General features: G+C 34.2%; 23 protein-coding genes. 15 read left to right on the top strand and 8 right to left on the bottom strand.

Features of this window, described 5'->3' with window-relative positions:
- Positions 1-27: 27 nt before the first annotated feature.
- On the bottom strand, positions 28-252 hold the full coding sequence (locus tag WKT09_RS06285; protein WP_340415220.1) for a YdbC family protein: 225 nt from the start codon (positions 250-252) through the stop codon (positions 28-30).
- Between the two features lie 170 nt (positions 253-422).
- On the opposite strand from WKT09_RS06285, the gene WKT09_RS06290 reads away from it, so the two are divergent.
- The 7 genes from WKT09_RS06290 to WKT09_RS06320 all read left to right on the top strand — a co-directional run bounded on the left by WKT09_RS06290 (position 423) and on the right by WKT09_RS06320 (position 6,656).
- Positions 423-986 (top strand): biotin transporter BioY, encoded by a 564-nt coding sequence (locus WKT09_RS06290; RefSeq protein WP_340415221.1) that lies wholly within the window; start codon positions 423-425, stop codon positions 984-986.
- Entirely contained in the window at positions 987-2,438 is a 1,452-nt protein-coding gene (locus WKT09_RS06295) for an AMP-binding protein (RefSeq protein WP_340415222.1), read from the top strand.
- Positions 2,438-3,586: a thiolase family protein gene (locus tag WKT09_RS06300; protein WP_340415223.1), complete on the top strand. Its 1,149-nt coding sequence runs from the start codon at positions 2,438-2,440 to the stop codon at positions 3,584-3,586. The genes WKT09_RS06295 and WKT09_RS06300 overlap by 1 nt, the downstream gene beginning before the upstream one ends.
- Positions 3,579-3,998, top strand: a complete 420-nt coding sequence (locus WKT09_RS06305) for a hypothetical protein (protein WP_340415224.1) — start codon at positions 3,579-3,581, stop codon at positions 3,996-3,998. Before WKT09_RS06300 ends, WKT09_RS06305 begins: the two co-directional genes overlap by 8 nt.
- The gene (locus tag WKT09_RS06310; RefSeq protein ID WP_340415225.1) at positions 3,995-4,381 is read left to right on the top strand and encodes a MaoC family dehydratase; all 387 of its coding nucleotides are present in this window, start codon (positions 3,995-3,997) and stop codon (positions 4,379-4,381) included. Before WKT09_RS06305 ends, WKT09_RS06310 begins: the two co-directional genes overlap by 4 nt.
- Before the next feature lie 28 nt (positions 4,382-4,409).
- The gene (ptsP, locus tag WKT09_RS06315) at positions 4,410-6,131 is read left to right on the top strand and encodes a phosphoenolpyruvate--protein phosphotransferase (protein WP_340415226.1); all 1,722 of its coding nucleotides are present in this window, start codon (positions 4,410-4,412) and stop codon (positions 6,129-6,131) included.
- 135 nt (positions 6,132-6,266) lie between these two features.
- Positions 6,267-6,656 (top strand): ribonuclease HI family protein, encoded by a 390-nt coding sequence (locus WKT09_RS06320; protein WP_340415227.1) that lies wholly within the window; start codon positions 6,267-6,269, stop codon positions 6,654-6,656.
- 97 nt (positions 6,657-6,753) lie between these two features.
- On the opposite strand, the gene WKT09_RS06325 is transcribed toward WKT09_RS06320, so the two are convergent.
- The 3 genes from WKT09_RS06325 to WKT09_RS06335 are packed head-to-tail and all read right to left on the bottom strand — an operon-like array spanning position 6,754 to position 11,785.
- The gene (locus tag WKT09_RS06325; protein ID WP_340415228.1) at positions 6,754-7,941 is read right to left on the bottom strand and encodes a DUF4317 family protein; all 1,188 of its coding nucleotides are present in this window, start codon (positions 7,939-7,941) and stop codon (positions 6,754-6,756) included.
- A gap of 18 nt (positions 7,942-7,959) precedes the next feature.
- On the bottom strand, positions 7,960-9,717 hold the full coding sequence (locus WKT09_RS06330) for a YhgE/Pip domain-containing protein (RefSeq protein WP_340415229.1): 1,758 nt from the start codon (positions 9,715-9,717) through the stop codon (positions 7,960-7,962).
- On the bottom strand, positions 9,710-11,785 hold the full coding sequence (locus WKT09_RS06335; protein WP_340415230.1) for an efflux RND transporter permease subunit: 2,076 nt from the start codon (positions 11,783-11,785) through the stop codon (positions 9,710-9,712). The genes WKT09_RS06330 and WKT09_RS06335 overlap by 8 nt, the downstream gene beginning before the upstream one ends.
- A gap of 174 nt (positions 11,786-11,959) precedes the next feature.
- On the opposite strand from WKT09_RS06335, the gene WKT09_RS06340 reads away from it, so the two are divergent.
- Together WKT09_RS06340 and WKT09_RS13800 are read left to right on the top strand one after the other, a co-directional pair.
- Positions 11,960-12,265 carry a DUF4282 domain-containing protein gene (locus WKT09_RS06340; protein WP_340415231.1) on the top strand — a complete coding sequence of 102 codons (306 nt, stop codon included), beginning with the start codon at positions 11,960-11,962 and terminating at the stop codon, positions 12,263-12,265.
- A 75-nt stretch (positions 12,266-12,340) separates the two neighbouring features.
- A complete protein-coding gene (locus WKT09_RS13800; RefSeq protein ID WP_445323992.1) occupies positions 12,341-12,469 on the top strand; it encodes a transposase in 129 nt (42 codons plus the stop codon).
- A 108-nt stretch (positions 12,470-12,577) separates the two neighbouring features.
- Here WKT09_RS13800 and WKT09_RS06345 read toward each other — a convergent pair whose 3' ends face one another.
- Both WKT09_RS06345 and WKT09_RS06350 read right to left on the bottom strand, forming a co-directional pair.
- The gene (locus tag WKT09_RS06345) at positions 12,578-12,922 is read right to left on the bottom strand and encodes a hypothetical protein (RefSeq protein ID WP_340415232.1); all 345 of its coding nucleotides are present in this window, start codon (positions 12,920-12,922) and stop codon (positions 12,578-12,580) included.
- Positions 12,923-12,994: 72 nt separating this feature from the next.
- Positions 12,995-13,627: a GTP pyrophosphokinase gene (locus WKT09_RS06350; RefSeq protein WP_340415233.1), complete on the bottom strand. Its 633-nt coding sequence runs from the start codon at positions 13,625-13,627 to the stop codon at positions 12,995-12,997.
- Positions 13,628-13,909: 282 nt separating this feature from the next.
- Between WKT09_RS06350 and WKT09_RS06355 the strand changes: the two genes are divergently transcribed.
- From WKT09_RS06355 to WKT09_RS06365, 3 genes are all read left to right on the top strand, one after another.
- Positions 13,910-14,371: a hypothetical protein gene (locus tag WKT09_RS06355; protein WP_340415234.1), complete on the top strand. Its 462-nt coding sequence runs from the start codon at positions 13,910-13,912 to the stop codon at positions 14,369-14,371.
- Between the two features lie 134 nt (positions 14,372-14,505).
- Positions 14,506-15,399, top strand: a complete 894-nt coding sequence (locus WKT09_RS06360; RefSeq protein ID WP_340415235.1) for a mechanosensitive ion channel family protein — start codon at positions 14,506-14,508, stop codon at positions 15,397-15,399.
- Between the two features lie 22 nt (positions 15,400-15,421).
- Positions 15,422-15,877, top strand: a complete 456-nt coding sequence (locus WKT09_RS06365) for a CBS domain-containing protein (RefSeq protein WP_340415236.1) — start codon at positions 15,422-15,424, stop codon at positions 15,875-15,877.
- A 32-nt stretch (positions 15,878-15,909) separates the two neighbouring features.
- Here WKT09_RS06365 and WKT09_RS06370 read toward each other — a convergent pair whose 3' ends face one another.
- Positions 15,910-17,040 carry a DUF4145 domain-containing protein gene (locus tag WKT09_RS06370; RefSeq protein WP_340415237.1) on the bottom strand — a complete coding sequence of 377 codons (1,131 nt, stop codon included), beginning with the start codon at positions 17,038-17,040 and terminating at the stop codon, positions 15,910-15,912.
- Between the two features lie 130 nt (positions 17,041-17,170).
- Between WKT09_RS06370 and WKT09_RS06375 the strand changes: the two genes are divergently transcribed.
- The 3 genes from WKT09_RS06375 to WKT09_RS06385 all read left to right on the top strand — a co-directional run bounded on the left by WKT09_RS06375 (position 17,171) and on the right by WKT09_RS06385 (position 19,446).
- The gene (locus WKT09_RS06375; protein WP_340415238.1) at positions 17,171-17,695 is read left to right on the top strand and encodes an STM3941 family protein; all 525 of its coding nucleotides are present in this window, start codon (positions 17,171-17,173) and stop codon (positions 17,693-17,695) included.
- Between the two features lie 293 nt (positions 17,696-17,988).
- Positions 17,989-18,825: a YitT family protein gene (locus WKT09_RS06380; RefSeq protein ID WP_340415239.1), complete on the top strand. Its 837-nt coding sequence runs from the start codon at positions 17,989-17,991 to the stop codon at positions 18,823-18,825.
- A 183-nt stretch (positions 18,826-19,008) separates the two neighbouring features.
- Positions 19,009-19,446, top strand: coding sequence for a hypothetical protein (locus WKT09_RS06385; RefSeq protein ID WP_340415240.1), 438 nt, complete (start codon positions 19,009-19,011; stop codon positions 19,444-19,446).
- 44 nt (positions 19,447-19,490) lie between these two features.
- Here WKT09_RS06385 and WKT09_RS06390 read toward each other — a convergent pair whose 3' ends face one another.
- A complete protein-coding gene (locus tag WKT09_RS06390) occupies positions 19,491-22,592 on the bottom strand; it encodes an ATP-binding response regulator (protein ID WP_340415241.1) in 3,102 nt (1,033 codons plus the stop codon).
- Positions 22,593-22,612: the final 20 nt, after the last annotated feature.

The following is a 22,612-nucleotide window of genomic DNA, read 5'->3' on the forward strand; positions in this document are numbered from 1 at the left end:
CCTTTTCAACTAATTGGAATACGTTTTTTAGAAATAATTTGATTCATTTAACGCATTTAATAATGTTTGAACTTCTTCTTTAGATAAAGTTATCCCTTTTCCCATTTTCTCGTGGTTTTCTGACCAGTCGCGAATATCATATTTTGGATCTCGTCCATTCCAACTAATTAAATTTAATTCTTTTTTCCATCCTTTTGATCCCTCTGACAAAACCGCAATCGTTTCAATAATCTCATATGAAAAACTTGCCAACTTATTCACCTCAATCATATTTCTTGCCTTTATTATAACAAAATTTCGTATAAAACGATGCGAAAAACAAATCTATTCTCACATATTACGTCACCCGTAACAACATAAGGTTGACACTGTTCGTAATTTTTATTATTGTATATATATCAATTTTAAAAGGAGATTGTATCATGCGTTTAAGAAATATGATGTTCATATCTTTATTTGTTGCTATTGTGGCAGTATTAGGGTTGTTCCCACCGATTCCGATTCCATTTTTACCCATCCCAATTACTTTGCAAACATTTGGGGTAATTCTTGCTGGTGCAGTATTAGGTGCACGACACGGAGGCATTGCGATGTTTATATTCATTGCTTTAATCGCTGCTGGTGCGCCATTATTAGCCGGAGGTCGCGGTGGTTTAGGCGTTTTATTTGGACCTAGTGGTGGGTATATTTTAGGATTTCCAATCGTCGCTTTTTTCATCGGATATGCTACGGAAAAGATTGCTCCATCTTTAAAAGTATGGAAGTTAATTATCATTAATTTTCTATTTGGAGTCGTTTTAATGAACGTTTTAGGTGTTACATATTTATCGATTACAGCCGAAACACCTTGGTTAGCAACCGCATTATCTTCTTTAGCATTTTTCCCTGGTGACACGATTAAAGCTGTCGTCGCTGCATTTGTAACGGTAAAATTATATCAAGTGTACCCGATAAAGGAACAAGTACCAAAAAAGGTTGCATCGTAAATGAATTATATTGGATGCCATGTACATGATCAAACAAAAATCGATCCAAATAAAATTGCGATTGCAACAACGACAACACAACTTACCTATGGAGAACTCAGTCTAAACATAAGAAAAATTCAACAAATCCTATTGCAACAATCAACAAAGAAGCAAGAGAAAATAGCACTTTATATGGATGAACCGATTGCATTTTTCCAAACATATTTTGCTGCAATTACCATCGGTTGGATGGTACTTCCAATTCATCAACAACAAACAAATATTTCTATTCAAAAAGCGATTCATACGATTCAACCTAGATTTATTGTTACGAACCGCCCTAATAAATTTTTATTTTGTAAAGAAAACATTTTATCATTAGAGGATATACATGATGTTTCCTTATCCCATCCATATCCTACACAATATGAACCAAAAGAAGATGATTTATTTTATATTGGACAAACTTCGGGTACCTCAGGAAATCCGAAGTTTTTCGTTCGTACACATCGCTCATGGCTTTTGAGTTTCGAGGAGATGGAGGAAGTCTTTCCTATCGACTCGACCAAATCGATCAGTGCTCCCGGACCATTAACCCATTCTTTATCATTATGTATGGCAACCTATGCACTGCATCGTGGAGCAACTTTTTATGCGATGGAACAATTTGACGCAACCGTTTTATATGAAAAAATTACAACCGAAACAGTGGATGTTATATTTGTTGTTCCATCCATGTTATATGATTTAGTAAAAATGCCACCAACCATGAGTACTATTACATATATTTCTGCTGGTGACATGCTACAAGCAAAAATGTACGAACAGACGAAAATCGTTTACCCTAATCGTTTATTATTCGAATACTATGGGGCTTCTGAATTAAGTTATATTACATATAAAAATGAAGGTATGCATCAGGAAAAGCAAACCGTTACTGGGACACCCTTTCCTTCCGTAACAGTTACTATTTGTAATGACGATGGAAAACCCGTACAATTTGGTGAAATTGGTAAAGTATTCGTGAAAAGTCCATTTGCATGTACACAATATATTTCAGACCATCAGTTGGAAGAAAATGAATACGGAATATGTGTTGGCGACCTAGGATATATCGACAATGATGGATATGTTTCCTTAATCGGTAGAGAAAATAATATGATTATTTCTGGTGGTCATAATATTTATCCAGAGGAAGTCGAACGTGTCATTCATTCTAATGACCAAGTAGAACAAGCCGTCGTCGTTGGTGTCCCACACGAGAAATTTGGACAAATTGTTGTTGCTTATATTCAACTACGTAGTGACGATTCAACCATTGTTTCTACGGTGAAAAAATTATGCCGACAAACATTACCGAGATATAAACGACCGAAAAAATATGTAATTGTAGAAGCATTTCCAAGGACAAACACGGGGAAAATTATCCGTTCAGAATTAGGTAACAATAAAACGAAAGAGGTACAGTAATGAAACGACCTGTTATTATTACAGTAAAACGTTCTGCCATCGGAAAAGTAGGCGGAATGTTCAAACACTTAGAACCTGAACAACTAGTAGCACCGATTATGGAACATATGATAGAAACATATCAAATTGATCGAAATTCGATTGACGAAGTTATAATAGGAAATGCCATCGGGCCTGGTGGAAATATCGCTAGGGTTGCAGCATTACATGCAAATTTACCTGTTGACATCCCTGCTGTAACGATGGATCGCCAATGTGGCTCAGGACTAGAGGCAATTAATTATGCATGTCGACTTATACAAGCAGGTTCTGGAGAAATATATTTAGCTGGTGGTGTAGAAAGTAGCAGTTTAGCACCTTGGCGGATGGCAAAACCGAAAAGTTTATATGAGATGCCACAGTTATATGATCGGGCACCTTTTTCCACACCAGAAATCGGTGATCCTTCTATGGGTGTTGCCGCAGATAATGTCGCTAAAGCTTTTCACATATCACGGGAAGCACAAGATGAATTTGCATATTGGAGCCACCAAAAAGCCATTCATGCGCAAGAAGAAAATGTTTTTGCCGATGAAATTGTACCCATTCACGGTAAAACAATCGATGAAGGGCCGAGAAAAACATTATCTCTTTCCTTCTTACGTCGTTTAAAACCTGCTTTTTCTGAGGATGGAACGGTAACAGTGGGAAACGCGTGTCCAATTAATGATGGTGCAGCAATCGCACTAATTATGTCCAGTGAAAAAGCGAAAACACTTGGCTTACAACCAAAACTTCATTTCATTGATGCAACGAGTGCAGGTGTCGACCCTAATATACTCGGTATCGGTCCAGTTCCCGCAGTCAAAAAATTATTACATCGTCACCACATACATATGGATGAAATAGGACTAGTTGAATTTAACGAAGCATTTGCCTCTCAAGTGCTCGCTTCGATGCAAGCATTACAAATAAAAGAAACGACATTAAATAAATCTGGTGGTGCTATTGCTTTCGGACATCCATATGGGGCATCTGGTGCCATTTTAGTTAGTCGTTTATGCACGGAAATCGGACGGACAAATACAAAATATGCTTTAGCAACACTAGGTATCGCTGGTGGTTTAGGACTGGCAACATTATTTGCAAAGGACCCATATGATGAATAAATGGAAAAAAGGGCTAAAAACACCAGTCGAAAAAATACGTATATCTGAAACAGATGTTGCGAACTATTGTACATTCATTGGGGAGTCATCCGCATTATATAAAGATAAAGCCTATGCAATAAAGTGCGGTTATGAAGGGATTCCCCTTCCATACACATATGCTAGTTTATTTTGGCAAAAACTTTCGATCCCATGGCTCGCAAACGATGATCCAGTCATTTTAGTCGAACAAAACTTCTCCTATGACTTTCCTTTAATTTGTGGCATAACCTATGATATTTCGATGGAACTCACGAATGTTAGACGAATTCGCGAACAACTCTTTTTATATCACACATTAACCGTTTTATTAGATGGCATAAAACAGATGACGATGAAAACAACACTTTTATATGAGGAGCAACCAACTTGAGATTAATCGCTATTGTTCAGCATTTGATAGTAACGGAAAACCTTGTCACTACTTATGCAAATATTTCCGGTGACCAAAATAAAGTACATCTTTGTATAAAAACCGCCAAGGAAAAAGGATTCGAAGATCGTATTGCACACGGCATGCTTATCTTAGCCATTCATTCTACATTATGTACTCCTTTATTAGAAAAAGGATGGGAATTAACTAATGTAAAATCAAAATTTGTACACCCTATTTATATACATGATAAACTTGAGTTAACTTCGACGATCACATATCATTCAGCCCAAAAATGTACGGCGACCATTTTATGTACGAATTTTCATAATAAAACAACCTTTTATGGTAAAATGGTATTTGTGAGAAGGAGCAAAAATTAACTTCAAACGAGGAAGGGTGTACAACGATATGAAACCTTCTTTCAAAGGTATTATTGCATCAACTGGTTTAGCATTTGGACGTGCATTCATTTTAAATGAACCATCTTATATAGTGACACACGAATCTATAGAAGATGTAGAATTTGAATTAAAAAAATTTAATAAAGCTTTAGAACAATCCATCGCAGACATAGTTCATTTACGAAAGAAAATTTCTGAAGAACAAGGGGAAGAAAATGCTACTATTTTTGATGCCCACCAACTTCTGTTAAAAGACCCAGACATGATTCGAGCGGTCGAACAATTAATTATTCATGAAAAACAAAACGCGGCATGGGCGTTAGAAGAAACGATTGAACAATATATTGCATTATTTGAACAAATTGATGATGAATATATGAAAGAACGAATTACAGATATTCGTGATGTAAGTAACAGACTTTTATCCTATTTATTAAACGAAAAAACGATCACAGTCAACGAAATTAAAGAAGACGTAATTTTAATTGCCCGGGAAATAACACCTTCTCATATTGCCCTTGCAGATCGTAAATTTGTTCAAGGATTCATTACCGTAGAAGGTGGCAGACATTCTCATGCTGCAATTATTGCTCACACTCAAGGTATTCCTGCAATAGGTGGTGCACAGGATGCATTACAGAACGTCAAACAGGATGATTTTTTAATTGTTGATGGTTTAAAAGGAATCGTACATGTGAATCCGACGAAAGAGACGATTCAAGAATATGAACAAGTGGTCCAACAATTAGAAAATAAGAAGCGAGCATTATTAGCATTAAGAGATGAACCGACAACAACTGCCGATGGAAAAAACATTACACTTTTAGCGAATATTGCTTCGAGTGCCGATGTGGAACACGTCATTGAAAATGGGGCAGAAGGAATTGGACTTTTTCGTACAGAGTTTGCCTATATGAATTCCAATCATTTTCCATCGGAAGACAAGTCCTTTCATTCCTATAAAACCGTGTTAGAAAATATGGGGGATGTTCCTGTCGTCATTCGGACGTTAGATATTGGTGGAGATAAACAATTAGATTATTGGGATTTACCGAAAGAGGCGAATCCATTTTTAGGCTTACGAGCTATTCGTCTTTCCTTATCAGAACAACAAATATTTAAAACACAATTACGTGCCCTCCTTCGTGCAAGTGTATACGGAAATTTACACATTATGTTTCCGATGATTTCTACGTTAGAAGAATTGCAAGAAGTAAAGGAACTACTAGAGGAACAAAAGATATTATTAAAACAAAATGGACATGCTGTGAGTAATCATATAAAAATAGGCATGATGGTGGAAACACCTGCAGCAGCGATCATGGCGGAACATTTTGCCAAAGAGGTAGATTTCTTTAGTATCGGAACGAATGACTTAATTCAATATACATTTGCTGCGGATCGGATGAATGAAACGGTCGCTCATTTATACCAACCATATCATCCAGCAATTTTACGCTTTATTAAAATGATTGTGGAAGCTGGTAGAAAAGAACAAATAAAGGTGAGTGTTTGTGGAGATTTAGCAAGTAATAAAGAAGTTGCTTCGTTATTACTTGGACTTGGGGTGGAAGAATTATCTATGCCTCCATCTAAAATACTCGATATGCGACAGTTTTTCCAAGAGACAGACGTCGGTACAATGAAAGACGTCGTTCATCAAGCTTTAGCCATGCAAAATGCAGATGAAGTAAAACGATTAATATCATCAAAAGTAACTGTATCATAAACACTTCTGCGGTCACAACGAATGGTATGTACACATAAACGCTATTTCAACGAACAACCATGTCCAGGCAAAAGTCTCGATTCAATGTCGAGGCTTTTTGTATGTTACAATAAAGTCGAAAGGGGTTCCGTTCACATGATAGAAGTATATACAGATGGATCAACAAATGAAATAACGCAATGTAGTAGTATCGGAATTTATATTAAAAACGGACACGAACATAATGAATTTTCTTCCACCATTCCTTATTGCTCTAATCACGAAGCAGAGTTTTATGCAGTACAAAAAGCATTGGAAATTTGTGTAGAAAAATATCCAGATGATATTTTATCTTTTCGCACGGATAGCCAAATTGTCGTAGATGCAATCGATAAAAATTATGTCAAAAACAAACAATTTGAAACGTATATGAAAAATATTAACAACCTCTCTCAAACCTTTCCATTATTTTTCATCAAATGGATTGCAAGTAATCAAAACACGCATGCGGATCAATTAGCAAAAAAGGCATGTAAAGAACCATAAAAAATGGTTAGAACCATTCGAAACCGTAACGAAACGTTTATGACCTATCATTGTCTGTTTACCGAATTGTCCTAACCATATTCTATCTATTTTCAGGTTAATCTTGTTTAAACAATGCTTCTGGAATCATTTCAAATCCTTCAATCATCGTATTCTCTTCCACTTCAATCATTAAACAAAGTTTGCCGTCCATTTTTACTTGACGAACATATTTTAAATCTTGTGGCCGAATCGCAACATCTGCTACCTTAGTTTTTATTTTTATCGATTTGGAAGTTGCTTTCGGTACGACATTTGCTGCTTTTAATTCGATCCGTGAATCTTGTGCGACTGTTTCGAATGCCGTACGAACTGCTTCAGTTGATTCAACTTCCACCCCACTCTTTTTTAATACTTCTTCTACATCCCGAAAATCTAATGTCGGGTCCGTCTCTTCTTCCTCGTCATGGTACTCAATAACTTGATAAATCTCTTCATACATTTTCGATAATGTAGACGTGTCTAACTGTTCTGCTGCAAGTTGATTAACGACTTCCTCAAAAACAATTTTATCGTCTTCTGCTGTCATTGTATCCTCTGCATTTAATACATGTTCCACAAAATAATCATCAATTTTAAACTTTTTCTCTGCACCATATAATACGCGATTTACATTAGAGACACCTTCTGTAAAAGTCGGATATAAAAAGCCAGACAATGGTGCTTTTAAATTAATGATCGGATCAATCATCACATTATATTTAAATTCCTTTTCTACATAATCAAAAAGCAATTCACTTTTTGGCATTTGTGTTTTATTAATGGTACACATAATAAATCCATGTTTATGCATGATATCTGTTTCCGCTTCCTCACGATCTTCATAACCTTTGTTTCCTGGTTTTAAATAATTACCACGAATGAATGTTACGACGACATCTGTTTCATAATGGCGTTCTTGGAACATTTTATCTACTAATAAACTAATTTCTGCTTGCCAAGATTGTTGATCCTCACTCGTTAAAGCATCATATAAAATTTCTTCGCTTCGCTGCTCTGCTTCCCCATCCCGTTGAAATTTTAAAACGAACATTTTTTCATCTAATTGTCCCGATAGTAACTTTTTAAAATTATTTAAAAATAATTCCTTTTGCTCCTCCTCTAATAAATCGAAACTCATCAACTGTTCATGATAAACTTCACTCGATTCTTTCATCACATATGCAGAATATATATGATCAATGGATAATAATTCACTATTTGTTTTTAAATGTTTTCGAAAATGTTGAATATCTTTTTTATTCAAAATGATTCTCCCCTATACTTACCAAAATTTAAGCCATGAAAACAGATCTAAAAATCGTTGCCACATCGTTTTTTCGTCTTCTTCTTCCTCTTCGACCGGTTCTTCTTCCGTTTCGATCGGTTCAGTTTTCATAACGAATTGTACCATCTCTACTTGTTCATTTTTATCTGAAACGAATGAAACCATATCAAAATCAGATTTGTCATATTTTTCCATTAGCGCATCGATTTCTTCTTTTAATTTATCTGGCAATTGATCTGTTCCTTTTTTCAATTCACTCGTACCATCATACAATGTTGCTGCACCATTTTCCAATTCTTTAGAACCTGATGCAAGCTCCCCAATTCCTGTATGAATCTCGCCATATGCGGTTGCTAACGTACTAATTCCGTTTGTCATTTCTGTAATCCCGTCGCGAAATTGTTCATATTGTTCGGTTATTGAAGAAATATCTGTTATAACATCTGATGCATCTGTAAGGTTTTCCATTACATCGTTAAAATCAGCGACAACATCCATCATCTCATCAATTTGTGTAAGCAATGTATCAAACAATTCGACAACTTGATCATTGTAAGCTCCCACTTCATCATAAGCGTCTTTCATTTCCTTTGTTGCTTCATATGATTGTAGTAAAACATTTATTGTTTCTTCATCTACATCACTATTTTTTAAGGCTTCGATTTGTTCCTTTGTCAACGTATCATTTGGTAACTTCTCGACTGCCTCCTTTAATACGTCATTTGCTTTCATATAATCATCTTTAATCGCCTGTATCTCGCTTTTTATTTGTTCAAATCCTTGCGGTACATTATCTAACATCGACATAATGGTGTCCACTTCTTCCGTAGACATCCCATCAAAACTTTTGAAAGCTTCATCCACTTGACTAAAAGCCTCGTCTAATTGTGCAGTAGCTCCACTCACTTCATTTGCTAATGTGTCTATTCCTTCCTTATAAGAAGCTGAACCATTATATAATTCATTCGCTCCACCTCGGAACTCACTTAACCCATTTCGTAATTGAAGTACTCCATTATTAATTTCCCGAATTGCTTTTTGTAATGTATTCATATCCCCTGCCATTTCGTCTACATCTGGCTCTTCTACATCGATAAATGAAGGGACCGCATTTATTTCAAATCCTCCAAATTGGAAATCCGTTACGTCTGCTTCTACTATAAGTTCCGCTTCTTCCTCTGGCATCACTGTAAATGTTACTTGATATTCGTCACCAGCATTTGCTATCATTCCTTTTTTTGCTTTTAAATCGTCCGTTTTCTCCATAGGAAAATTGGCACCGATTTGTAATATATAATGATTAAAAAATGTTTCCTCTCCAGCTTTATTACGTTTGGACGTTAATGTCATTTTTACATGTCCTGTTTTCCCAGCTAATTGAGTCGGTTCCACTTTTTCGCCATCCAAATAATACGTTACTTGAAATTCCCATGGCAATGCGACATCTTGCAACAATCCCTCATAATGAAAAACACCTTCATCTCCTGTAAACGTTACTAATCCATCCTCTACGTTGATCTCTTCTAAATTCGTTAAATTTTTAACAGATTCATATGCACCATGATCTGTAAATGTTCCACCATCATTCAATTGAAACTTATTCACAACATATAGTTGCTCATAATGACCATCTTCATGTAAAACCGCATAAACAACTTCATCTTTTGGTAACGATGATTCTTTTGCCATCACATGAAATGGGGCTTGCAAAAAGATGATCGTAACACTTAAAATAACGATTAATTTTTTATACATCTTTCTGTTCCCCCTTATTCGTTTCATAAAAATTAGCTTTTAATGTCGTACGTTTAATGACTGGATCAAACATAACTAACATAGCTGGCAAGAAAAATAATACCATTAAAAATGCCAACAATGCACCACGGCCTAATAATAGACCGATGGAAGAGACAATCGGGTTGGATGATGTTAACCATAAAATGAATCCAACACTTGATAAAATAGATGCTGAAATAATGATTGCAAACGTTTTTTCATTTAATGTTTTCTTGACAGCATGTACGGCATGCATATGTTGGCGATTTTCTCGATACTCCACCGTTAATAAAATTGCGTAGTCAACTGTCGCCGCAAGTTGCACCGTACTGACGATCAAATACCCAATAAATACGAGTGCAGAATTCGTTAAATATGGGACAGATAAATTTATCCAAACAGATGCTTGAATCGTTAATAATAAAACGATAGGCAATGATATCGACTTAAAAGTAATGAGTAACACTAATGCAATCGTTACAACCGTTAAAATATTAACGAGTGTATTATCTTTTTGAACGACGTTTTTCATATCAAATAATGTCACACTTTCACCTAACATATAAAAATTGTCTCCATAATAATTTTCTACCTTTTTCTGTACGTCTTCAATCAGTTGAAACGCTTTATATCCTTCTTCTTCTGAATTCGTATGTAAAATAATTCGGCTGTAATTATCACTATAGAAGTTCTCTAATTCTTCTTCCTCTAAAAATTCCGGCGGGATGACAGCACTGACAATATTGACATACGAAACCGTACTATTCACTGCAGGGAATTCTGAAAGTGACTTAACTAATGCATTTTCCTTTGCGACATTCCCTTTTGGTACGAGAATAACAATCTCTGTATTTTTTCCAAATATCGCTTCTATTTTTTCAGCATCTACACTTTCACGTGTCCCTTCTTCTTGTTCCCCGACCCCATAAATAAACTCTGTTTTACTTTGCGCTAAAAAAGTTGGCACGAGTAATATGACAACGAGAAGGAATACTGGTACTTTTACACGCATGACAAAAGGGCCTATTTTGGAAAAGTCTGGGATAAATGGACGGTGTTTCGTTTTATCGATCCACTGATAGAACATTAACGTCAATGCAGGTAAAAACACCATGACACTTATAAAACTTAATAAAATACCTTTTACTAAATTCAACCCTAAATCAGAACCAATTTCAAAATTCATAAATGATAGTGCAATAAATCCGAAAAATGTCGTGGAGGCACTTGCAATAATTGCGGGAAACGATCGCTTCATTGCAAGTTGCATAGCCTCTTTCGGATCTTCAATTTCTCTACGGTAATCACTAAAACTATGTAATAAAAATATGGCATAATCGAGTGATACAGCTAATTGTAAAATTGGTGCAACAGACTGTGTGACGAACGATATTTCTCCTAAAAAGATATTCGTACCTAAATTAATTAAAACAGATACCCCGATTGCTGTTAAGAAAAATAATGGTTCGATCCACGAATTCGTCGACATAATTAAAATAATAATAATGATAGGAATAAGTAATCCTGCGGCATACATCGTTTCAGAAAAAGCCATTTTTTGCTGTGTCGCGGTGGATAATGCTTCACCTGTTAATGCACCATCCTTACCGATAACCTCATATACTTCATCTGTAACAGCAACCTCATCCCCATTTCGAACAGTAAATGCAAACAAGGCTGCCCCATCTTTATAATACGTCTCCACCATTTCTTCCTCTAAGTATTCCAGTGGCACTTTTATATCTGTCACATCATCTAACCAAAGCACATCTGAAATACCATCTATAGCGTTCAACTTCTCTTTTACTTCTAATGCTTCCATTAAAGTCACATCTTCTACCATGACATAAGCATTCGTCATCGAAGTTGCAAATTCATCTTCCATCACTTGCAGAGCCTCCGTGGAAGGTGAGTCCTCTGGCAAATAATCCGTCATATTATAATTTACCGAGACAAAGAACTGGGCAATGATACTAATGACCATTAATATAAAAAAAATAATAACTATTAATTTTTTATGATGTACAATACTGTTTGCTACACGCATGGTTCTCCACCTCGTCTTTCTACCCTACATTATATTATAACGAATAATGAAACTATTTCCTATGGTATCTCATCGTTCATTTAGAGACGGGAACTTCTTCCTATCTTCCCAAAAATAGGTTGACGTACCGTTTTGATGTTGTTAAGATTTACTGTTAAGAAGGGAGGGAATATTATGAACTTTAAAAAATTCGTTAGCTTCGATAGTATGATTACTCCGGTTATTATTAAAGTTATTTTTTGGATTGGATTAATTGCTTCTGCAATTTTTGGTCTTATTTCAATTTTCTCTGGTTTAGCAATTATGTTTAGCGGATATGGTAGCGGTGGCGAAGGATTTATCGTTTTTATCGGTGGTCTTGCAACTATCGTTATTGGTGCTTTACTGACTCGTGTGTACTGTGAATTATTAATTATCTTCTTCAAAATGCACGAATCATTGAATAAAATTAATGAAAAATTAGACCGTCTCGACAAATAAATACATACAATAAATCAAAACCACCAGTGTGGTACTACACCCCTAAAGTTAGAAATAGAAAATCTAATTTTAGGGGTGTTTTATATAGTTAAATATAGTGAAGAATTTAAATTAAAAATTATCAAGGAGTATTTGAAAGGTTCGCTAGGTTATAAATTACTAGCAAGGAAACATCAAATCCCACACGAATCATCTATTAGCTGATTTCTTATCTATTCCTGGATTTGATTTTTGTTTCCTCTTACTAGATCGACAAAATATCTTTACACCAAAATATTTTATGTAGGAAATAATTGAGCTTTACGGTTGCATTCATGCGAATTTGGAGTTGGATTCTTGCAACTTTGGGTTGGATTCTTGCAACTTCACACTATATTCTTGCAACTTCACACTGTATTCTTGCAACTTCGACCGGTATTCTTGCAACTGCACACTGTATTCTTGCAACTTCACATTATATTCTTGCAACTTCACACTGCATTCTTGCAACTGCACACTGTATTCTTGCAACTTCGCACTATATTCTTGCAACTTCACATCGTATTCTTGCAACTTCACATCATATTCTTGCAACTTCACATCATATTCTTGCAACTTCACATCAGATTCTTGCAACTTCGCACCGGATTCTTGCAAGTTCACATCATATTCTTGCAAGTCCCAGGGATTTTCACATAAATGCATAAAAAAAGATTAAGACAGAGATACAACTTGCTTCTGTCTTAACCTTTATTCATCTTCTTTTTTCACGTCTTCTTTCATCCTATTTCGGATACGATCAAATTCTAAGTCGGCGGTTTCGAGCAAACTGGCAATACGCGAAAAGGCTCTTCTTACTTCCCATGGCACTTGTTTCTCCACCTTATATCCGAAGTCATGTTCTATTTCTGCCCATGCATGTTGTAATATCGAACAAATTTGAATTTCTGCTTTTACACCTGTTATATCCTCATATTCATTACTATCTAAACCTTTGGGATCTAATTCTGCTACATAGTGAAGCGACATATATCCAAATTGATTTACTTCCATCTGTTTCCGTTTATCTACACTATTTTCACGGTCAATCTGAAACTCCCTTTCAATTAATTCGGCTATCTCACTAACATCACTAGCAAAATGAGTCACGATTCTCACTCCGACAATATCTGTTATATCGTCTAATGTTTTATATTTATGGCCACCTTTTTTAAGCTTTTCACATAAACTTCTTTCTGATTTTGTACGCCCGCTAATTGTATGATAATGAATGTCACTTTCTTCTATCAATGCGATTAAAAGTGATTCTAAATAGGTAGTATATTGTTCGTACATAGCTTTACGTGTATTATATTGGGTCATCATTTTATCCATATTACTCATCATTATCACCTTCATTATTCGTCTATTCTTTTTCATTATAAAAACTATGCTTTTTTGTATTCGCATGGACTATGTATTAGCTTAATTTAAAACCGTAGAACGCCAAAAACAGAAAGCACAAAATGAAATCACTACCTTTATACTTCATATTTAATCACTTTTCTATACAAAAGTCACGATTATGTTAATCAGAAATGCAAACATACACTTTTATTCTATTTTTAAATGAAGTTGATATAATAAAAGATAGGAACAAGGTAAAACATAAGGGAGTTTACGAACATGACATTATTTTATCCTAATAGCAATATTGAAATGAAGCAAGGGGATATTTTATATTCAACGATTGGCCGCTCCACATATTATGTCGGTCATACAGTAATAATTGGTTCAGATTATCTCGTGAAAGAATCCATTCCTGGAAAACCATCTGGACATTCATTAACCATCCATCAAATGTGGAATCGTCACCGAAAAGGCGATAAAATCACATTACTACGTGCGCCATCTGGTGCACAAGCTGCCGCTAAATGGGTGACGGAAAACTTAGGAAATGTGAAAGATTATTGGATTTTAAATACGGATATTAAAAATAAAGAGAAAAACTATTGTTCTAAATTAATCGTGCAAGCATATTATTATGGTGCAAATGTAAAATTAACGAATATATTAAACCGATTTATCTCACCACAATATTTAACCTACACAAAAAAACTGGAAAAAATTGCGGTCTTTGCAATATAAAGTCCATATTTAACTACAAACATTGACACACACAGATCAAATATGAATGATTACAATCTTTTTATTGTATTCCACCAGTCACGTTTTAAGTGTATATGTTTAGGGAAATATATAAATAATACATGTTAAAGGAAATGATTGATCGTATGGAATCTGTTTGGGAAAATTTATACTCATATATTGTTGGCGAGGAATTATGGATTAGGATTGGCACCAACTTATTAAGAATTGTAATCATTATTTTATTTGCATTTATCGTTAGAAATATTGGGTATCGGATTATTGATATTATTTTCAAAGATAAGAAGACGATTCCTATTCGTCTTACATCAAATCGTAGAGAGCAAACATTAAAAAATTTATCCAAAAATATATTATCCTATGTATTATTGTTTATTGTCGTTCTAATGATTTTAGATATATTTGATGTGCCTATTCGCACAATGTTGGCAGGTGCTGGAATTGCAGGTGTTGCAATTGGTTTTGGAGCACAAAGTCTTGTAAAAGATGTCATTGCCGGTTTTTTTATTATTTTTGAAGACCAATTTTCGGTCGGTGATTATATTGAAATAGGAGATATCGAAGGAGATGTCGAAGTAATTGGTCTTAGATCGACAAAATTACGAAGTTTTTATGGGCAAACATATGTGATTCCAAATGGACAAATTAATATCGTGACAAACTATTCTGCAAGCAATGGATATGCTATGGTTGAAATTAATATTCCTTATGAAACGAATATTGTCAAAGTTGAAAACATGATCAAACATATTTTACCAACATTTAAAACCAATTATCCAGATGTTTTTATAGATGAACCTTTTATTCAAGGTGTAACAGCATTAGAATTATCTAACTATGTATTGCGTGTTCGGGCTGAAACATTTCCTGTCATGCAATGGGAAGGTGCAAGATTAATTCGTAAAGATGTAAAAGCCTATTTATTTGAACACGGCATTGAAATTCCATCCCCTCGGATGGTCGTCTACTCAAAAGCCGATGAAACGAATGCAAGGGAAGTACAATAATATTTCATTAGGAGAGATTCATATGACTGTAGAAACAATTATGACAAAAAATGTGGTAACCGTACAAGAAGATGCAACAATTGAAACATGTGCCCATATTTTATCGACGAACCGTTTAAGTGGCTTACCAGTTGTAAATGATGCTGGCACATTGGTTGGCATTGTGACAGAAGGAGATTTAATTCGTCGAAAAACCGATGTACAAACACCTGCATATTTGGAGTTTCTTGGTGGAATTATTTATTTAGATAACCCGAATAAGTTTTTTGAAGATGTGAAAAGGACGATGGGGTTATACGTACATGAAATCATGTCAACGGAGCTTATTACGATCCATCCAGACGATACCGTTGAAAAGGCTGCAAATTTACTCGTACATCATAAAATAAAGCGACTTCCTGTATTAGATGATGATAACCAATTAATTGGCATTGTAGCACGAAAAGATATTATGCAATATTTGTTTCAAGATAAATAAAAACTGGAGGCTGCCACCGCCTTCCAGTTTTTTTATTGCATCGCTTTAATTTGTTCAAAAAAGTTTGTCACACGACCTTTTCCGATTCCTTTATACTTACCAATAATGATAAACTCTTTTGGTAAATCTTTCACTATTTGCATGCCGTCCGAGTGGAGCTGTTCTATTAAACTCGGAGAACCTGGGAAGGTTTCCTTTGTAATCGCAATGTTTCCTAATTGTTCTGTAACGACAATTTGTTCCCCTTCATAAAATAAAAATAAATCACCTGGACGTTTTTGTAGCAAATTCCGTCTTCTTTTTTCTTCTATAATGAAAGCTTTTAATTCCTCTACAAATTGTTCTACATGCGACAAATTAAACCGTACAATTCGTTCATGTAAATTATCTAACGAAGTAGGTAGCTCACTCATAATTCTTGCTTCCTGTGCTTCATTTAATCGTAATAAAAACCGTTCCGACTTTTCAAAACGTTGTGGTAGTAAAAATGCATCCCTTAAAAAATGTGGGATGTGAATTTCCTGTCCTTGAAAAGTTAATGTTCGTACAGTCGTAACCCCTGGTGCCTCGTCTAAGTGTAAAGATGTTAACGTTTCTTTTATTTGAACTTTCTGCACGTTTTCTTGAACATTTTCTTTTTCTTCCTTCGGTCGTTCTAATTCCATCGATTTTTTCAATAATTGCTCGAACTTTTCTAATCGAATGTGGATTTCATCTAATTCATATGGATATTCCTGATGAATCATTGGATCTTCATATGCAGGTACATCTATTGTATAGGATACATATAACTCTACAAACCATTTCATGACGACATGAATATTTTCCCATGTTTTCAACGCTTCAGAAAACCGAAATTCTCGTATTTCATGGCTAGCCTTGTTTCCTAATAAACGAATTTCTTCAAATGCTAGTTTTTGTGTAGATGAAATTAATTCGTGTTTTACTAATTTTTCTATTTTATGAACGAGCGTATTTTCTGGAGTTCGTAAATGTAAATTTTCATGAATTAACACTTTATCTAAAACGACTTCCATTAATGTTCGACTATGGGCGATCATTTTGCGTGGTCCAGTAAAAATTGTTCCTTCTAATTCTTGTAAATTGTATGCGAGCTCTTCAGATACTGGCTCTAAAAATTGATAAAAATATGCCTTCTTCAATATGATGCCTCCAACATAACCAATAATTTTCTCCCTATCTAAGAATAGCAAAATTAAGGTAAAATTGATATTGAATGAAATTTATTTTTTATGGTATGATGATAGATAAAATCGTTTAGGAGGTCGGACCTTGTCACCGTTCATCATATATCAAAACAAATTGAAATTATTCGTACTTTCCATCGGTTCATGCATATTTATTCTACTCGGATTCATTTTTTTATTTGTCGAGTTAGATCTTACATATTCCCCTTTTATCATAAAAGGAATCGGATTAATAACGGTCTTTGTTTTTGGTGTATTTCTTATTTTTTTATTGAAAAAGCTATTTGAACGTAAACCAGCTTTAATCATCGATGAAAATGGGATCACCGATTATTCTACTGCCCTTCAAGTTGGATTAGTAAGATGGAATGAAATTAAAGATATCCAGTTTACTACTTTTGGAAACCAAGATTTCTTATCCATCTATACATATGATAAAGACTTAATTATTAACCGAACCAAAGCTTTTCAAAAAGCGATGAATCAAATGAATAAAAAGTTGATGGATAGCCAAATAAATATTCCTTATAGAAATTTAAAATGTGACCCAGCACAATTAGGAGAAGCGATTAATTATTTTTGGGAAGAGAATTATAAAAATAAATCGTGATAATGTACGTATATTTATATAAAAATCGAAGCCTAATATAAAAATAGGTTTCGATTTTTCAAAGTAAAATTTTTCATGAATGAATGTTACTTTCCCTCCCCCGATAAATGAATTTATTTTCGTTAAATTTTTAAAACCATGCTTATTTAATGGTAGAATTCCACCCATAATCCATCAAAAAAAATTATTATTTTCTTTTGCAAATCCCAAGCAAAATAGTACGCAATATGTTATTGTTGACTATGTCTGAAGTGAATCGGATTAGGACATAATGAAATAGAGGGGTGGAATGAATGAAAAAGAGAATCTATGATTTATCTTTTATCGTGCTTGGATCATTTATCTTCGCTGTAGGGATCAATGTATTTGTATTAGGAAATGATTTAGGGGAAGGCGGAGTAACTGGGATTACCATTATTTTGTTCTACTTGTATGGTTGGTCACCAGGTTTAATGAACTTTATTTTAAATGGTTTATTATTAATCATTGGATATAAATTTTTAAGTAAAAATACAATTGGGTATACGATTATTGCGGTACTATTAAATTCATTGTTTTTACATTTAACAAGAAACTGGGCGATTGATTCAAACGAAATTATTATAAATATGATTTTTGGTGGAGCAATCGTTGGAGCCGGTATTGGGCTCATTATTCGGGTAGGTGGTACGACAGCTGGAACGACAATTTTGGCGAGTATTACAAATAAATATCTCGGATGGAACATAAGTTATGGATTATTATTCTTCGATATGCTTGTCGTTTTATCATCTTACTTCGTCATCGGAATCGAAAAATTACTCCTTACGATCGTCATGCTATATATTGCAACGAAAGTGATGCAATTTATCATTGAAGGATTTAGTACGAAGAAGGCAGTTACCATCATTTCTCGTAATCCAGATGAAATTGCTCAAAACGTCAACAAGAAGATGAACCGTGGTGTGACAGTTTATTCTGGACATGGATATTATTTACAGGAAGAGAAGAAAATTTTATACATTGTTATTAGTAGTCAAGAAGTAGTGAAATTAAAACGTATTGTTCAAGCAGCAGATGAACATGCATTTGTCGCTATTCACGATGTTCGTGACGTATTCGGAGAAGGATTCGTTGCAATGAATCCATAAATAAACGGGTTATCCATATCATATGGATGACCCATTTTTATTGCTTCCATCATTCAATAAATAAAACTATACTGTAGACCGATGAATATTAGAACCTATCTTATTTATACCTGTTCATTGCAACACCATACACTATTTAGTAAAATACATATTGGGTTCGATATGATTAAAGGAGCGTGTATGATGAGCGATTCATCTGTTAAACATAAAAACAAAAAAGAACTTATTCCGAAAATGCCAATAGACCCAAGTCATCCTTATGCACATTTTCAAGGTTTTTTAATTTTACCATTTATTGCAGCAGTATTAACATTTCTCGGGTCTATTGTAATGGTTACTTTTCAAAATCCAAGTAAATTAGCAGGCTTTGACCTATTTATTTATTGGACCGATTTTGCTTATATCCCATTATTAATTATTACATTTTATGCGTGGATGAAGCGAAAGAAATATACGCCATATTTAATGATTTTTTATTTTGTCATTCATGCCATATGGAATTTATCTTATTTAATTGGTGTAGATGGATTTCGTTTAGATACTTTCAATTTAGCAATGAGTGTCATTTGGGTTATTTATTTTATCCGTTCCGAGCGAGTGAAGAAAGTATTTACAAACTAAAAGGTCGTTTCCCTTCCATTGAAAAAGGAAGGGAAAACGACCTTTTATTGTTGATTCGGTTTCTCTTTTGGTATTTTAAAAGATATTTTTGTACCCTTACCTTTTTCACTTTCAATATGGAGCCCTTTTCCATAGGTTCGGAGTAAACGTAGATTTGTATTGTAAATACCTACACCAGATTTACCGACTCTTTCTTGGTTGTGTATCCGATCTAAAGTATCTTTAGGAATGCCAACTCCATCATCTTCTACGACTATTTCGACCTCTTTTTCACGATTGATCACTTTTATCGTAATCGTCCCACCACTAGAACGAGTAGTAATACCATGTAAAATTGCATTTTCGACTAATGGTTGAATCGTAATCGCCGGTATTTGGACATTTTTACAATCATCTATTTCCCACACAACTTTCACTCGATCACCAAAACGAACTTGTTCAATATATAAATATGCTTCAATTAACTGTAACTCTTGTTTTAAGTCTACAAACTCTTTCATATTTTTAAATTGAAACTTACTTCGTAACACATCACTAAATGCTTCAAGTAATTTTTGCATTCGTTTTATATCAATCTCTGATAATGCGAAAATCGAATTAATCGTATTAAAAATAAAATGTGGCTGTATTTGTGCTTGTAAAAATGCTGCCTCTAAATATAAACTTTCTCGTGCTGCACTTCTTACATCTGTTAATGCTTGTACACGTGCTTTTAATTCAATAGCATCAATTGGTTTCGTAATATAATCATTTGCTCCAACATCAAATCCATATTTGACATCACGAATTCGATCACGAGATGTTAATAAAATAATTGGTAATTCTGACATCGTAAATCTTTTTCGAATGTTCTTCGTTAATTCAAAACCTGACATATGTGGCATCATAACGTCTGATATAACTAAATCATATTCACTCTGTTCAAGCAGTTGCATTACCTCAACGCCAGATAATGCCGTTGTTACATCATATTGTTCATTATGAAGTACCACTTCCATTACACGTAAGTTTATCGGATCATCATCGACGACAATAACTTTTGGTTGCTCCTTCCTTATTACTGTATGAGCAATTTTCTTCACATCATGTGTTTCTAAAAAAATTCCTTGATCTGCAAATACTTCTCCATTATGCACATGTGCTCCATTATTTTCCATAAAAGATTTATGCTCATATGTACCTGTTTCATCCCCAATAGGTAATGTAAAGGTAAAGGTCGTTCCTTCTCCGATAGTTGATTGTACATCAATTTCACCAGACATATGCTCTACTAATTGCTTCGTTATATATAATCCTAGTCCGAGTCCACCAGCCTCGTTCGCTCGATATGGAATGTTTCCTTGACGATACGGTAAAAATAGGTCAGATAATATTGCTTCATCTATTCCAATTCCTGTGTCTGTAATACTTATATAAGCTGTCCCATCTTCAACATCCGCATCTATTGTAATCGTTCCTTGTTCCGTAAATTTCACCGCATTATGCACTAAATTGTACATAATTTGTGTTAAACGATTTTCATCTGCTAACACATAAGGAAAATCGATACTAATTCGATTTACAATTTCCACATCTTTTTTCACAAGGAAATAAGATGTCATATGGATGACACCTTCCACCACACCTTGCAAGGAAGTCTTGCGAATGTATAAGGTTGGTTTACGGTCATTTAACAAGGACAATTCTAATAAATCATTTACTAAAATCGACATCCTTCTGCTAACTGCCAATACTGTTTCTAAATCTTTCTTACTCTCTTCTTCTAAATGTTGATATTCACGTTCTAAAACAGCACTCGACATATTTAAAATACTATGAAGTGGATTTTTTATTTCATGTGCTGTATTTGCCAAAAATAAATCTTTTTCTTTGTCTGCTTTTGCCAGTTTCTTCGCTTGTATTTGAAATTTCACGTTCATATCATAATAATGTTTAAACCAAACAACTGCTAAACAAATAATGGCGATAATTAAATCAAATGGATAATACATTACTTTTATTCCAGATTTCATTATATAACTAAACCATGCAAAATGATTGATCATCGCAATGGATGCTAAAATAAGCCCAAAATGATTGCTGAAAGATAATTTCGAACGAATTAAGCTGATAATCACAATAATCATCGATACAAATGCTGCACCCATCGTCACCATCACTGCCGATTCCAAATATTCCATTGGAACAAAAATACTAAGGATCGTTAATATAATCAGTATGATGGAATATATTGGCACTATTTTCGGATGGATCTGTTGTATATTTCTTTTTAATACTTGAATGATTGCTAAGGAAAGGATGAATAAAATAACCATTGTAAATTTATAGGATAAAACATAGTCTATTTTTATTAATTGCATAATTATCTTTTCATCGCCTGAATTTAAACTTAATATGGCAAGCATGAATAAACCTAATGAACAATAAAGTATTTCCTTTTTTCTTATACCAACAAAATAAATAATTATTGCAAAAAAAGTAAGCAAAATAAAAATTGTTCCAGTAAAAACTTGGAGCACACTTGATATGTATGTCGTAGATTCTATACTCGATTCATTTCCAAAGTAAACAGAACGAACAATTCCACTTGATCTAGGATCTGTGAAATTAGATACTTGTACGAGTACATCAATGATACCATTTTCATCTGGTCGGATAGAATATGTATTATAAGGTACATTAAATGCTTCATACGTTTCCTCTGTATCACTAACTGTTCCAGAGCTCCCTACCTCATATCCATTTGCAATTACTTTGGAAGCACTACGTACACTAAACATTCGTAAACTATATGATTGCTCTACTTCTGGATCAACATGAATCCGTAAATGATAGGTACCATACCCATATGTGCTTTCTTCTTCAAAACCATTGGACCATCCTCCAGGTACTTGTAAAAACACGCGATTTTCTTCTTCGATAGGTACTTCTTCTAATAATTCATTCGGATAAAAAGCCCATTTTCCTATTAATTGTACTTTATCTTCTAATTTAGGCTTCTCTGTAATAAATACTTCTCCATTTTCTACTTCAACTGTCTCTGAATTACTAAAATATTGTAGCCAAATATATCGGAAACTAAATAATACCATTGCGAAAAGAATCATGATGAATACATGTTTGATAGTAATTTTCTTTTTTGTCATATTCGTCCCCTTTATGCTTT

The sequence above is a fragment of the Pseudogracilibacillus sp. ICA-222130 genome (genome assembly GCF_037892545.1).
GTDB lineage: Bacteria > Bacillota > Bacilli > Bacillales > Amphibacillaceae > Pseudogracilibacillus.